Origin of the sequence: Alicyclobacillus dauci (assembly GCF_026651605.1) — a bacterium.
Taxonomy (GTDB): domain Bacteria; phylum Bacillota; class Bacilli; order Alicyclobacillales; family Alicyclobacillaceae; genus Alicyclobacillus; species Alicyclobacillus dauci.
Window position 1 is genome coordinate 2,724,953 of the sequence record NZ_CP104064.1, and the last position, 13,330, is coordinate 2,738,282.

At 49.5% G+C, this 13,330-nt stretch carries 17 protein-coding genes; all 17 read right to left on the minus strand.

Annotated elements, in window-relative coordinates; genetic code table 11:
- Positions 1–9: 9 nt before the first annotated feature.
- The 17 genes from NZD86_RS13865 to NZD86_RS13945 all read right to left on the minus strand — a co-directional run bounded on the left by NZD86_RS13865 (position 10) and on the right by NZD86_RS13945 (position 13,323).
- Complete coding sequence (locus NZD86_RS13865; RefSeq protein WP_268042574.1) at positions 10–609, minus strand: CheB methylesterase domain-containing protein; 600 nt, start codon at positions 607–609, stop codon at positions 10–12.
- Positions 593–1,504: a P-loop NTPase gene (locus NZD86_RS13870; RefSeq protein ID WP_268042576.1), complete on the minus strand. Its 912-nt coding sequence runs from the start codon at positions 1,502–1,504 to the stop codon at positions 593–595. The genes NZD86_RS13865 and NZD86_RS13870 overlap by 17 nt, the downstream gene beginning before the upstream one ends.
- On the minus strand, positions 1,497–2,744 hold the full coding sequence (flhF, locus tag NZD86_RS13875) for a flagellar biosynthesis GTPase FlhF (RefSeq protein WP_268042578.1): 1,248 nt from the start codon (positions 2,742–2,744) through the stop codon (positions 1,497–1,499). Before flhF ends, NZD86_RS13870 begins: the two co-directional genes overlap by 8 nt.
- Positions 2,744–4,786 (minus strand): flagellar biosynthesis protein FlhA, encoded by a 2,043-nt coding sequence (gene flhA / locus NZD86_RS13880; RefSeq protein WP_268042580.1) that lies wholly within the window; start codon positions 4,784–4,786, stop codon positions 2,744–2,746. Before flhA ends, flhF begins: the two co-directional genes overlap by 1 nt.
- A gap of 6 nt (positions 4,787–4,792) precedes the next feature.
- Positions 4,793–5,875, minus strand: coding sequence for a flagellar biosynthesis protein FlhB (gene flhB, locus NZD86_RS13885; protein WP_268042582.1), 1,083 nt, complete (start codon positions 5,873–5,875; stop codon positions 4,793–4,795).
- Positions 5,876–5,879: 4 nt separating this feature from the next.
- The gene (gene fliR / locus NZD86_RS13890) at positions 5,880–6,653 is read right to left on the minus strand and encodes a flagellar biosynthetic protein FliR (RefSeq protein WP_268042584.1); all 774 of its coding nucleotides are present in this window, start codon (positions 6,651–6,653) and stop codon (positions 5,880–5,882) included.
- A 5-nt stretch (positions 6,654–6,658) separates the two neighbouring features.
- Positions 6,659–6,928 (minus strand): flagellar biosynthesis protein FliQ, encoded by a 270-nt coding sequence (gene fliQ / locus NZD86_RS13895; protein ID WP_268042586.1) that lies wholly within the window; start codon positions 6,926–6,928, stop codon positions 6,659–6,661.
- Positions 6,929–6,947: 19 nt separating this feature from the next.
- Positions 6,948–7,688, minus strand: coding sequence for a flagellar type III secretion system pore protein FliP (fliP, locus tag NZD86_RS13900; RefSeq protein ID WP_268046882.1), 741 nt, complete (start codon positions 7,686–7,688; stop codon positions 6,948–6,950).
- Positions 7,689–7,773: 85 nt separating this feature from the next.
- Positions 7,774–8,223: a flagellar biosynthetic protein FliO gene (locus NZD86_RS13905; RefSeq protein ID WP_268042588.1), complete on the minus strand. Its 450-nt coding sequence runs from the start codon at positions 8,221–8,223 to the stop codon at positions 7,774–7,776.
- 3 nt (positions 8,224–8,226) lie between these two features.
- A complete protein-coding gene (locus tag NZD86_RS13910; RefSeq protein WP_268042590.1) occupies positions 8,227–8,586 on the minus strand; it encodes a response regulator in 360 nt (119 codons plus the stop codon).
- Between the two features lie 26 nt (positions 8,587–8,612).
- Positions 8,613–9,782 (minus strand): flagellar motor switch phosphatase FliY, encoded by a 1,170-nt coding sequence (gene fliY, locus NZD86_RS13915; RefSeq protein WP_268042592.1) that lies wholly within the window; start codon positions 9,780–9,782, stop codon positions 8,613–8,615.
- A complete protein-coding gene (gene fliM, locus NZD86_RS13920; protein WP_268042594.1) occupies positions 9,775–10,770 on the minus strand; it encodes a flagellar motor switch protein FliM in 996 nt (331 codons plus the stop codon). Before fliM ends, fliY begins: the two co-directional genes overlap by 8 nt.
- Before the next feature lie 21 nt (positions 10,771–10,791).
- Complete coding sequence (locus tag NZD86_RS13925) at positions 10,792–11,232, minus strand: flagellar basal body-associated FliL family protein (RefSeq protein ID WP_268042596.1); 441 nt, start codon at positions 11,230–11,232, stop codon at positions 10,792–10,794.
- The gene (locus tag NZD86_RS13930) at positions 11,232–11,444 is read right to left on the minus strand and encodes a flagellar FlbD family protein (RefSeq protein WP_268042598.1); all 213 of its coding nucleotides are present in this window, start codon (positions 11,442–11,444) and stop codon (positions 11,232–11,234) included. The genes NZD86_RS13925 and NZD86_RS13930 overlap by 1 nt, the downstream gene beginning before the upstream one ends.
- A gap of 57 nt (positions 11,445–11,501) precedes the next feature.
- Positions 11,502–12,443 carry a flagellar hook-basal body complex protein gene (locus tag NZD86_RS13935; protein WP_268042600.1) on the minus strand — a complete coding sequence of 314 codons (942 nt, stop codon included), beginning with the start codon at positions 12,441–12,443 and terminating at the stop codon, positions 11,502–11,504.
- A gap of 86 nt (positions 12,444–12,529) precedes the next feature.
- The gene (locus tag NZD86_RS13940) at positions 12,530–12,910 is read right to left on the minus strand and encodes a hypothetical protein (protein WP_268042602.1); all 381 of its coding nucleotides are present in this window, start codon (positions 12,908–12,910) and stop codon (positions 12,530–12,532) included.
- On the minus strand, positions 12,907–13,323 hold the full coding sequence (locus NZD86_RS13945; protein ID WP_268042604.1) for a flagellar hook capping FlgD N-terminal domain-containing protein: 417 nt from the start codon (positions 13,321–13,323) through the stop codon (positions 12,907–12,909). The genes NZD86_RS13940 and NZD86_RS13945 overlap by 4 nt, the downstream gene beginning before the upstream one ends.
- Positions 13,324–13,330: the final 7 nt, after the last annotated feature.

Sequence of the window (13,330 nt, forward strand, 5' to 3'; positions counted from 1 at the left end):
AATCACCCGTTACCGCCTTAGGTGTTTCTCCAGAACGTCGGGTATCTTCCATACTGGTTCGACCACCATGGCTGCCCCATTTTCCACGGCCGCCTTTGGCATACCATAGATGACGGCTGACTCCTGTGATTCCGCAACAGTAAAGCCGCCGCGTTTTCGAATATAGGACAACCCTTCCGCCCCATCGCGCCCCATGCCTGTAAGTAATACCCCAACCAGTGGGATATGCGGTGGAACACACGCCGTAGAGTGGAATAGCACGTCGACGGAAGGCTGGTGCCCACGGACCGGTTCTTCTTTGCGAACGGACAGACACAAATGATTCCGTTCGACTGATACACGCATATGTAACCCGCCAGGTGCTACGTAAACCGAACCAGGTTTGAGGATGTCGCCATCCCGACCTTCCGAAACGGTCCATGCTGTTGTGTCATTCAACCGTTTAGCCAAGTTAGCTGTAAAACCGGCTGGCATGTGTTGAACAATACAGCATGCAACACCACCTAGAGCGGGTAGATGTACAAACAAGTCGCTCAATGCCTTTGGGCCACCTGTGGATGCACCGACGACAACCAGCGCACGGACCGATTCCCTATGCACTGTGTCCACTGCCCCGACCACCTCCTCGTGATCGATTGCGTAGAAGTCGCTCGAAGAATCCTGATAGACCCACGCGAGGCGTACGAACGTCATGACGTACAAAATTGTTGGCAACCTGACGATAGCAGGACGCGGCACGGCTATTCACCGCGTGTTCCAAGACAGGAACCTGCCTCATAACAGCCTCACTGACCGCCGTATCCTCGAGAATGTAACCCAGTGTATCGATGCGAACGTCAAGAAAACGTGTCGTTACACCAATGAGTGTTTCTGCGGCACGCTTCGCAACCGAAAACGAGGGAGCGCGATTGACGACGACTCTTGTATGGGGCAAGGCGGATCGATGAACCAGCAGTTTCATGAAGGCATACGCATCCGTCATGGATGTCGGTTCGGGCGTTGTCACGAGAATTAACTCATCACTTGCCGCGACCAATTGACGACTGATCTCACTGACGCCTGCCCCGCAGTCGAGTAAGACAACGTCATACATGCCACTTAATTTATTTAAATCGGCAAGCAACCGACGGAAATCCTCATCTTCTAACGAAGTTGTATCAAAGAGTCCATTACCGCCCGAGATGAACGACAATCCATACGGTGAATGTTCGACAACGTCTGATAGAGAACGTCCGGATATCGCATCAAGTAAGGTGTGCGAAGGCGTCACGTTTAGCAAAACTTCGATGTTCGCGAATCCTACGTCGGTGTCCATGATAAGAACCCGAATACCTGACTGAGCTAGGCTAAGTCCAAAATTTACACAGAAATTGGACTTGCCGACTCCGCCTTTACCACTCCCGACTGCAATAACCTTTGCAGTCGTGCTCCTAGCAGACGGAGCGACGTTGACCGTCTCGGAAAGACCCATCTGAGCGCGTAAGCGTGAAGCCTGGTCATTCATGGCCCTCACCTCCTGCCCACTTGGACAGAATGACATCCAATGGTAGTACGTCGATGTCATCTGGTACGTTTTGACCAGTCGTCACGTAGGACATCGGCAGGTGGTACTTTGCGAGTAATCGAGCGATGACACCTACACTGTCCGTCTCATCCAATTTCGTAAATAGAAACTTTGTAACACGCAGCGGTTCGCAAACCTGCACCAACATGTCCGCGTCTTCAGGCTTGGCTGTTAGAGATACAACCAATATCGTCTCATCGGGATTTAATTGGTTTAATAGACTACTTGTGTGTGTAACCGTTGCTTCATCCCGAAAGTTTCTACCGGCTGTGTCAACCAGCAGCAGATCGCACGATTGAAGCTGATTAACCGCAGCATTGATTGACGCGTCATCATCGGCTACGACCAGCGGAATACCGAGAATATCCGCATATGTCTGCAATTGCTGAACTGCTCCTATACGAAACGTGTCCATCGTGATTAGTCCGATTTTGCGCTGTCCCGCCAAAACGTGAAGCGCTGCAATTTTTGCAATCGACGTGGTTTTGCCAACGCCCGTAGGACCAACAAATGCAACAACCCGACTGTCCGATGATATCGGTAACGGATTTGTATACGATCCAATCTCTTCATTGATTACGTTAAAAACGGAATTCAATACATCGTCAAACGATGATTCATCCGAGCACCGCTCAAAAGCGCGATCCAGCCACGCTCTCGTTTGTACTTGGTCCAATCCTTGACGCTGTAGAAACGCTCCACAGCTTTCTTGCAACGCACTCTTGCCTGATGATGAGACTCTTGATTGTTCCGATACCAGTTCCCGCAAGGCAGCCAGTTCATCCAAAACATCCTTCAAATTCACAGTAGTTTCCGGGCTGGACTGTTTCGCCGCTGCTTGGTAGGCACTAAACGCATTTTCGAGTGCGGGTTGAAAACTCGGACTCGAACTCGGTGAAGCATTTGCTTGTTCACCCCTCGAAGAAGTACCAGCGGGTACGTTTCGTTTATCCGACAGCCGTTCCTCACGAGCGGGTGGCCTTGCAACATCACGATGATACAGCGGGATGTCGGCCCCGACGGCGGCCGTGACTTCGATGCACGTCTGCCACCGAAGGCCAAGCCACTTTTTCACTTTCACCTTTTTCGTACTCAAAATGACCGCATCCTTGCCGAGGTCTTTTCGAATGGACATGACCGCCTCTGGCATGTCCTTGACCACATAGCGCCTAACAATCATTAGAGGTTCACCACGCCTCCGCTTTGAATTTCAAAACCTGGATCTAGTTCGTTATACGACAGTACGACAGCGTCCGGAAGGTATCGCACGATCCATCGGCGGACCGGCAGCCTAAGTTGAGGATGAACAAGCAGAATAGGCGTTTTTCCTAGTGCTTGTAGTTTCCCGGACTCCTCCTGCAGACGTTTGATAATGGTCTGTGCCTCCGTAGGTTCCATGCCGATGAACGATCCACCCTCATGCTGGATTAACGACTGCTGAATTCGCTCTTCAACCGCCGGCCCGAACGTGACGACGGACATCGGCTCATCCGGAAGGGCAAATTGATGACAGATTTGTCTTGCGAGAGCTTGACGGACTTGTTCTGTAAGCACGTCCGTATCTTGAGTTTGGCGTCCTGCATCCGCGAGAGTCTCCAGAATGGTAACCATGTCTCGAATTGAAATTTTTTCTTGTAACAGGTTACTGAGCACGTTTTGAATTTGACCGAGTGACAGCGTGTTCGGATATACGTCGTCTACCGCCGCACTGTTCGTCTCCTTGACGTGATCGAGCAGGGTCTTCGTTTCCTGACGTCCAAGGAGTTCATGTGCGTGTCGACGCAGGACTTCCGTCAAGTGTGTGGCAATGACCGATGGTGGATCAACGACGGTATAACCGTTAGCCTCCGCCTGTACCCGCATCTGCTGGTTGACCCAGATGGCCGGTAGCCCAAACGCCGGATCCTTCGTCCGAACACCCTCAACTACAGGATTTTCGACACCCGGACTCAAGGCCAACCAGTGTCCCATGACAATTTCGCCCTCTGAGACCTGAACACCTTTTAACTTAATGACATATTGTGTCGGTTTTAGTTGAATATTGTCGCGCATTCTTACCATCGGAATGACAAGACCGAGTTCGATAGCCAATTGGCGTCGAATCATGACGACGCGTTCCAACAGGTCCCCACCTTGCTTACTGTCGACAAGTGGAATCAGCCCATAGCCAAATTCGAACTCAATCGGCTCAACCGTGAGCAAATTGAATACGTTCTCCGGCTTCTTCGTTTCAGCTTGTTGGGTTCGCGCATTGTCTTCGACTTGTTTCGACAACAGGCGCTGTTTCGCAACCTGTAAACGCCACCCACCTATTCCAGCCGCCGCAGCGACGGGAAGAACTGGTAAAATACCGATTGGTGTAAACAGGCCCAGTAAGAAAATCGCACCTGCCACAATGTATAGGGCTCGTGGATACCCAAATACCTGCGACACGACATCGGAACCCAAATTCCCCTCACTTGCAGCGCGGGAAACCATCAAACCAGTTGCTGTCGACAAGAGCAGCGCCGGAATTTGACTGACCAATCCGTCGCCTACTGACAACTGTGTGTACGTTTTAAGGGCTTCCTGGAAGGGAACATGTTGCATGGCAACCCCGACGATGAAGCCCGCGACAATGTTAATACCTACAATTAACATTGATGCGATCGCATCACCTTTCACGAACTTCGATGCGCCGTCCATTGCCCCGTAGAAATCCGCCTCCCGCTCAATGTTCCGCCGCCGTTCACGAGCCTGTTCTTCTGTAATGAGACCGGCATTCATGTCAGCGTCGATAGCAATCTGCTTCCCAGGCATTGCGTCCAACGTAAAACGAGCGGCAACTTCGGCAACACGCTCCGCCCCACGGGTGATGACGATAAACTGAACAATCACGATAATGAGGAAGACGATAAAGCCAACAACCGCATTTCCACCAATGACGAATTGCCCGAACGTCGCAATCACTTGGCCCGCATCATGCTGACCGAGGATCAGTCGCGTAGACGAGATATTCAGTGAGAGTCGAAACAACGTCGTAATCAGCAACATGGATGGAAAAACTGAAAAATCGAGCGGTTCCTTGGTACTCATAGCAACTAGAAGAATCGTCATTGAGACAAAAATATTCACAATGATTAGTACATCAAGCAGCGGTTTGCTGATGGGAATGACAATCATCACGATGATACCAAGGACAAACACCATAATGAACAGATCTGGTCGCTTCAACAACTTCATCACGCGTCACCTCCTCGCTATCTGTCGCAGGCGATAAACATAAGCCAAAACTTCCGCCACTGCCTGATACAATTCTGCAGGAACCGCATCCCCTACTTCTGCCAAGCGATATAAACTTTGAGCAAGTGGCCTATTTTCAACCATGGGAACACCAGATTCCGCAGCTCGTTGTTTCAATCTCTGAGCCAAAAGGTCAGCCCCTTTAGCAATCACCTCAGGCGCAGCCATCGAATTACTGTCGTATTTAAGTGCAATGGCATAGTGGGTTGGGTTTGTGACAATCACATCCGCCTTAGGGACTTCTTGCATCATTCGTCGAAACGCAATCTGACGACCCCTGCGTCTGATTTGCCCCTTCACTTCTTGGTTGCCTTCGGCTTGCTTCATTTCGTCTTTCACTTCTTGTTTGGTCATTCGCATATTTTTTTCATATTGAAATCGCTGGTAGAGAAAGTCGAAAAACGCAAGGACGACCATCATTGCAGCAATGCGAACACCTAAGGAAAATACCAGCCTTCCTATCGTCCCCGGAAGCTGGGTGACATCAAATTGAGCCGATGAACGAATCTCGGAAGCCATTTGTGCAATAACGCTATAACTTAAACCAACAACGATTGCTAACTTAATCATCGACTTCACAAGCTCCACAAGCGACTGAGTACCGAAGAGCCGTTTAAAACCCGCCAGCGGTTGAATCCGGCTAAACTTCGGTGCAAGCAGTCCCAAGACGAACATGGGACGCACCTGAATTATGGAAACGGCCACGCCAATGATCACAGCAACCCCAACAACTGGAAGTAACGCCTTGATAGAAATGCCCCACTGCATTATCAGCATTTCCGTAACCGTTTGGGACGTCCATTCCACAGGAATCTTCATTGTAAAATCCCGTTGAAATAGAAGCTGCCAACTGTTCCAAATGAGTGGTCCGCTAAAGCGAAGTACGACCATAATGGCTAACAAAACAAGTGCGGAAGTCAATTCTCGACTATGAACCACATTACCTTTTTTGCGAGCTTCTTCCCGCCGTTTTGGCGTGGCGCGTTCAGTTTTTTCCCCGGCAAACCGCTGCAATTGCAATGTCAGCAAACGGTCATCCTCCCATCGCTTGCAACACCACTTGCAACTGACTAAACAAGAAGAGAAAGATTCGGTTAAACACATAGATTACACCTGGCATGACGAGCGCAAACATGGCTAAACCAGCAAATAACTTAACCGGTAGACCGACAACAAAGACGTTCATCTGCGGCACGGCTCTGGACATAAAAGCGAAAGTAACGTCGCTCAAAAACAAAGATGCAAGTAAAGGTGTTGCTAATTCGACACCCATCGACATAACCAGGCCAGTAAGATGCAACAACATGGCCGGAAAGTCGGTTGGTAAATGCATCTGACCGATGTGAATAAATGAATAGCTTTGAAGAATTGCCATCATCATACCATCAAGTCCACCCATGCCAAGAAAGTACAGTGAGAATAACATATTATAGAAAGTTCCCAGGATCCCCGTTGGTATTGTGGAACCGGGGGCGACCATTTGGGCCATTGAAAAACCGATTTGTATATCAACAGCCTGTCCAGCAAATGATATAGCAGAAAATATTAACGTAGTAATAAATCCTAGAATGAGACCAACAACCGCTTCTAATACTCCAGTTACAATAAACTGACCCGGGTCAGTCGTAACATCAGGAACTGGTGACGAAATGTTTGGTGCGACGACATACGCCAGACCAAACGCAAACCCAATCTTCGCCCATGTGGGCCATATGTTCATTGATATCAACGGTGATGCGGCCACAAACGCAACGATTCGAAGACTCACTAGAACAAACAAGTTAAAATGCTCTAACATGTAATTCATGCTGGTCACATCACATAATTCATTAGATGACCTAGAATAGCGGTTGTGAAATTCACAATGTTTGTCAACATCCATGGACCAAAAGCGAGTAATGCAACAATAACGGCCATAATTTTAGGGACAAACGCTAATGTTTGCTCTTGTATCTGCGTAGTTGCTTGGAAAATACTTACCAACAACCCTACTGCAAGGCCGAGTAACAAAACAGGGGCCGTCAACTTGACGACAAGCCACATAATTTGCGCACCCAGTCCCATAACATACGTTTCACTCACTTGGCATTCCCCCTTCAACCTATGTGACATAGCCGTCCAACAACGATTTGACGATGAGGTACCACCCATCCACCATAACGAACAACAATATCTTAAATGGCAGTGAGATCACCACTGGCGGCAACATCATCATACCCATTGACATCAACGTCGTTGCGACAACTAGGTCAATCACAAGGAAGGGCAGATAAATCATAAATCCGATTTGGAACGCCGTCTTGAGCTCGCTGATCGTATAAGCGGGTACCAATGCTGTTAACGAAATCTGTTCAGGATGCTGTTGTACGTCTTTTGGAACCGATTCATGACGATACTGCATGAAAAGCTCCAAATCAGTCATACGAGTATGCTTCGCCATAAACTGTTTAAACGGAATTTCCGCTTTTTGCAACGCTACAGTCTGCGATATTTTCCCGTTCAAATAAGGCTGCAGGGCCTGCTGATTAGCTTGCTGCAGCGTCGGTTGCATAACAAACAACGTAATAAACATCGCTAGACCAACCAATACCTGATTCGGTGGCGACTGCTGGAGAGACAGCGCGTTTCGAATAAACGACAAAACCACAATCACTCGTGTAAAGCAAGTCATGAGAATGAGTATTGCCGGCGCCAAGGTTAAAACGGTAAGCAAGAGTACTATCTTCACCGTATTTGCAACTGATGGCGGATTACTGTTTCCCAAACTAATTCCTGGGATTCCCGGAATCGGTGTCGTCGTGGTCGATGCCGCATGCACAACGGCAAAGCCGCCGATGCCCATCCATGCCACGAGTGCGACCACCGTACCAGTCCACAGCCATCGATGCTTCATCCATTTTTTCAAAACAGGTCTCACCGTCCGCTTTCTACTCTTCCTCTGGGTGACTTCGACGCAAGTCTGCAAGAACAGAACTGAGCGCTTGCCCAAAAGGTGAACGTTCTCCAGTCTCGGGAGACCCCACATCGTAATCCGCAGTCACATCGGCAATCAGTTGAACATCCTCGCCAACGCCGACCAGTAACCGCTTCTGACCAACCTCAACGATTTGAATCGAGCGATTGGGTGCTAGTTGTCGTGCGGCTAAGACTTGAATGGTTCCCTTCTGCTGAACATTCGAACGCTTCGCCAGAAATCTCACAAGTAAAACAATCAATAAAATAACGACAACGAGCCCAATAACCAGATTCGCGATGGCACTCGTTGCCGACGGCATACCACTTGGCGCCTTTGTTGCCGCACGAACGACAGGCGAACAAGCCACCGAAGCGCAGGGCGGCACTGCAGCAATTGCCAGCTGGACTTTGATTCCCCGCATTGTTTATCGCAACGCCTTTTGAACAGCTTCAACCACTCGATCCGCTTGAAACGGCTTGACAATGAAGTCCTTTGCGCCAGCTGTGATTGCGTCAATAACCATCGCCTGTTGGCCCATTGCCGAACAAACAATGACCCGGGCCTGCGGATCACTCGCGCGAATTTGCTTTAATGCCTGAATGCCGTCTACCTCAGGCATCGTAATGTCCATGGTCACAAGGTCAGGCTTTAACTCCGCGTATTTCTCGATGGCCTGTGCGCCATCCGCAGCTTCCCCAACAACTTCCATTCCATTCTTGGTCAAAATATCTTTAATCATCATCCGCATAAATGCTGCATCGTCTACAACTAAAATTTTAGCCATACTTCCACCTCACCGACGAATTTTCATTACTGAGAGAGCTTAGTTACTCTCTGCTCTTGACTGATAATGTCTGTCACGCGAACACCAAAATTCTCATCAATGACCACAACTTCTCCAACAGCGATGCGTTTGTTGTTGACAAAAATATCCACTGGTTCACCCGCCAACTTATCAAGCTCTAGGACAGAACCGGCTGACAAGTCAAGGATTTCCCGAATCACCCTTTTCGCTCTACCAAGTTCAACGGTCACGTTCAACGGAACATCGTATAACAGAGCGAGATTCCGCGGCGCTGCTCCGCTCCGGTTGTCTTGATCAAAATCCATAAACTCCGGTTGTTGCACTTGAACAGGATGTTGAGTTGGACGTGAGCTGTAGGTTGCAGCAACCTGTTCCGTCGTCGTTTTAGGAGCGCTGTGCGCTAACGGTAAAGGACTTTCTTGGGCTGACGTTGACTCAGGATGTCCGGACGTAGTCGGGTTCGCCCCACTTGGTACTTGAGCAGGCGCTGACTGAGCCTCACTCTGTTCGGAGTTGCCCATCACCATTTGAACCATGTCTTTTGCAAAGCGGAGCGGGATGAGCTGCATGATCTTGGAGTCGATCAAATCACCAACACGCAACTGAAATTCAACATTAACGATTTGGTCATCCATTTCGAAGCCGCTGTCAGAATCGGTTGCAAAATCAATGACATTGACGCGCGGCGGCGAGATATTCGTGGTCTTCCCAAGCATCTGACTCATGGACGTAGCCGCGCCACCCATCATCTGGTTCATAGCCTCTGCGACAGCACTTAAATGGAGCTCGTTCAAATCTCCTTCGATGTTGGTCCCGTCACCGCCAAGCATGAGATCCGCAATTGTCTTGGCGTCATTTAATTCGATGGCGAGCGCATTAGATCCTTGCAACCCCTCAGTAAATTCGACTGCGACAAGGACGTAAGGTTTTGGGAAATTCGACTTAATATCCTCAACTTGGATAACACTAACTTTCGGAGTGGTAATATCCACCCGATGTTGCAATAATGCGGAAAGCGATGTTGCGGCCGACCCAAAACTTATGTTCCCCATTTCCCCAAGGGCGTCGGCCTCTTCAGGGCTTAGCACATCACCCTCCGTACCGGTCGCGTTGTTTGCGTCGCCCTTTAAGAGTGCGTCAATTTCCGCTTGGGAGAGTTTCATTTCGTCACTCACCGTCGCGATCCCCCTCCCAATCACGCAGAATTTTTACTGCGTATGCTTTATTTCGCTTGCCAATACTTCCCCAGAACGCCGGTGCACCGTCCACGTAGACCACTGCTGGATCGTGAATGGTCTGTTGAAGCATGATGGTGTCCCCCACATCCAAGTTCAGTAGCTCATCCACCGTTAAATCGGTATTTCCCAACTGAACCTCTATGTCGACTGGGACCTTGAGGACATGGGACTTGACTGCATGTTCTTCCTCGCTGTCCGCGTGTTTTCGATGCCCAGCGTCCATGATGTGGCGATTGCTCAGCATCGGCATAATGGGTTCCACCGTTGTGTGTGGGATACACAGATTGATGAGTCCCGATGTTTCGCCAATTCGAACACTCATAGCAATGACAAGCACTGTCTCGTTCGGCGTTGTCAACTGCAGAAACTGCGGGTTGCTTTCCATGGAGACAAACTCAGGCTCCAACTGAGTCACACCCCGCCACGAGTCGGCCAATAGCTCAGTGACTGGAGTCACCAATTTCTTCATCAGAGTCATTTCAATGTCAGTCAGTTCCCGTTCACGATAGGGACTGGCGCTGTCACCGCCCATAAATCTATCCAACATCGCAAAGACAACTTGCGGATTCATTTCCAGTACGACACGGCCTTCTAGTGGTTCCATCTCCATGAGGTGCAGAACCGTAAGTGTCGGAATGGATCGGATAAACTCTTCATAGGGAACTTGATCTACAGATTCAACTTGAACTTGAATGACGGTACGCAGCTGAACGGTCAAGTGTGTTGTCAGCAGTCGCGAAAACTGCTCATGTATCCTGCGTAAAACCCGCAAGTGATCCTTCGAGAACCGCATCGCCCGTCGGAAATCGTAGGAACGGACCCGCGCTGCGCGTTCGTCAGGCCGAATGTCACTCGTATCGATTTCGCCACTGCTGATGGCCGACAACAGCGCATCAATCTCAGATTGTGAAAGTACTTCTGACACGGTGTTCGCCCCCTTTCCGACTTATTGAACGAGTACTTGTGAGAAGTAAACGTTTGTCACGCGACCCTTCTGCAACTTGCTGTTTACATTTGACGAAATTGCACTCTTTAAGGTAGTCAAGCCTTTATCGTCCTTCAATTGGTCCGGAGTAAATTGACGCATAGTCTCATTGACGGTGTCTTGAATCTCGTTTTGCATCTCCGTCAACTCGGACTTTGTAGACTTGCTGTCAGCTTGCAAAATAAGCGTAAATTGGATAAGTCCTTGGTTTTTCAGATTTGTCGTCATTTGCGGCAACGGTACTTGAAGTGCCACAGCTTGTGACGGTGTCAATGCTTGTGCCGACGCCTTTGCTGATGCCGAATGGTGTTTGGTCAGATACATGAACGCGCCAACGCCACCACCCACTATAACCACAATGGCAATGATGATAATTAACATCACTACAAGCGGCTTTTTCATTACTCATCCCCCTTACCCGGAGCGGCAGCGATAAGGCCGATGCCACGATAAAATTGAATGAGCATAGCCTCGATCTCGTCCGGTGTCTCTCTTACGATGTACTTGTGACCATTGGTCATGGTCACAACGCAGTCCGGTGTTGCTTCAACACTCTCGATAAGCAAGGGGTTGAGCCAATGTTCCGAGCCATTCAGTCGCGTCAACCGAACCATTCTTCCGCTCCTCTTTGGGCGCGGGCTACCATGAAGCCCACGCCCCGTCATTCAGTGTTACGAGTTCTTCATGTTGACTAGCGCCTGAAGCACCTGGTTGTCCGTTCCGATCATGTGCGTGTTGGCAACATAGCCGTTCTGGGCCGTGATCATTTCAGCAAATTCATTCGACAAGTCAACGTTGGACATTTCCAATTCGCCGGACGTAACGGTGCCAAGATTTTTTGTCGTGTCCCCCGGTTGACCACAGGTAGGCTGACCTGAGGCTGCCGTGGCCGTGAATAGATTATCACCCGCTTTTTGCAACCCAGCTGTATTTGGAAAGTTGGCCAGTGAAATATAACCGACCGTGTAACGGTTTCCGTCTGACGCAGCAACACTAACGCTTCCATCCGAGCCAATTTGCACATCGGGTGCAGACGCAATAGCGGTACCTGCTGCTCCATGCGGGCCACTCAGTGTAAAGAGATCATCAACGTTCATTTTTTGTAGGTTGGCTGTCCCGGTCGGCGTATACGCTGTCGTATTAATTGTTCCATTACTATTGGCAGGGAAGCCCATCGCCACAAAACCATTTGGGAGAACTAAATTACCACTATTGTCGACAGTAAAGTTTCCCGCACGAGTAAACATGGTTGAATATGTTCCCGTGGTAGCCCCTGCAGTGTCTTTAGCATCTGGACTTACCACAAACATCCCCGAACCATTCACCGCCAGGTCGGTCGGATTGGATGTCGTCTGGTCTGGCCCTTGAGACATGTCCAGCTCAATGTCGGAAGCCTTCACACCAAGCCCGACTTGCATCGGATTTGTCCCGCCAAGCCCCGTACCAGACGGTGCATTACCACCTGATGTTGTCTGACTCAAAATGTCACTAAAGTCAGTGCGACTCGACTTAAACCCGACCGTATTCACGTTCGCAATATTGTTACCAACCGTGTCAAGGTCGGTCTGAAACGCCTGCATGCCAGAAATGGCAGAGCTCATAGAACGTAACATCTTTGTTTTTCCTCCCCATGTTGCGTCGTCCTACCGGATCTGTCGGTCACCGGTAGGCAAGCTTCCACACATGTGGTCCGGCTTGATTAGACAAATACGACGCTATCAATCTGTGTAATGACCGTGTCTGTACGGTGATCCATCGCCGTGACAACCGTCCTTGACGGCAGATTCACGACTAGTCCAGTTTGCCCAAGTACCATATATGCGTTCTTTGCACCTTTTGCTTCGGCCTGCGTAGCTACCTTATCCATCGCCAGCAAATCTCGATTGGATAGCGTAATCCCTCGTTGCTGCAAACGTTGTTGTGCGTGTTGACTGATGTTCCACTGAGACGCCTGTCTATCCGCCGCAGCGTTCAATGTCGTTTGGAACGTACTTGGAAACGGACTCGACTTGGCACTTGTTACTTTTGTCTGCGTATCAAATGGTCGCCAATTCGATATGGTGTTGCGAATGTCACTCATGACATTTGCACCACCTGGGTGGTTGGATACGCTGTTCCGTTCACGACAACCTGCGACTGACCTTGGCTAAACTTAACACTATCCACTGTACCCTGAATGGGTGTACCACTGCCGTCATCAATTGTCACACTCTTACCAATCATTTGAGGTGCCATGAGCGTCTGCAAAGAGTTAATTGCCGACAGCACTTGTGTTTCCGTCTGCGCCACGTTGGTCATCTGTTCAACCGAAGTGAACTGCGCCAACTGCGCCAGCATTTGTGAATTGTCTTGTGGTTGCAGTGGGTCTTGATTCTGCATCTGCGCAACGAGCAATTTCAAAAAGTCATCTTGTCCAAGTTGCTGACTCTGGTTCAAAACGGGTGACGACGATGAACTCGTTGTTGACGCGGTCGACGAAACTGGGGTCGTCATGTTCCTT

Coding starts and splice junctions, on each gene's coding strand:
- NZD86_RS13925 (WP_268042596.1), bottom strand. CDS start 11,232: ATGAAAAAGCCGCTTGTAGTGATGTTAATTATCATCATTGCCATTGTG.
- fliP (WP_268046882.1), bottom strand. CDS start 7,688: ATGGGCATCGGCGGCTTTGCCGTTGTGCATGCGGCATCGACCACGACG.
- flhA (WP_268042580.1), bottom strand. CDS start 4,786: ATGAAGTTGTTGAAGCGACCAGATCTGTTCATTATGGTGTTTGTCCTT.
- NZD86_RS13870 (WP_268042576.1), bottom strand. CDS start 1,504: ATGAATGACCAGGCTTCACGCTTACGCGCTCAGATGGGTCTTTCCGAG.
- fliR (WP_268042584.1), bottom strand. CDS start 6,653: ATGAATTACATGTTAGAGCATTTTAACTTGTTTGTTCTAGTGAGTCTT.
- NZD86_RS13945 (WP_268042604.1), bottom strand. CDS start 13,323: ATGACGACCCCAGTTTCGTCGACCGCGTCAACAACGAGTTCATCGTCG.
- NZD86_RS13910 (WP_268042590.1), bottom strand. CDS start 8,586: ATGGCTAAAATTTTAGTTGTAGACGATGCAGCATTTATGCGGATGATG.
- NZD86_RS13930 (WP_268042598.1), bottom strand. CDS start 11,444: ATGGTTCGGTTGACGCGACTGAATGGCTCGGAACATTGGCTCAACCCC.
- NZD86_RS13940 (WP_268042602.1), bottom strand. CDS start 12,910: ATGAGTGACATTCGCAACACCATATCGAATTGGCGACCATTTGATACG.
- NZD86_RS13935 (WP_268042600.1), bottom strand. CDS start 12,443: ATGTTACGTTCTATGAGCTCTGCCATTTCTGGCATGCAGGCGTTTCAG.
- flhF (WP_268042578.1), bottom strand. CDS start 2,744: ATGATTGTTAGGCGCTATGTGGTCAAGGACATGCCAGAGGCGGTCATG.
- NZD86_RS13905 (WP_268042588.1), bottom strand. CDS start 8,223: ATGCGGGGAATCAAAGTCCAGCTGGCAATTGCTGCAGTGCCGCCCTGC.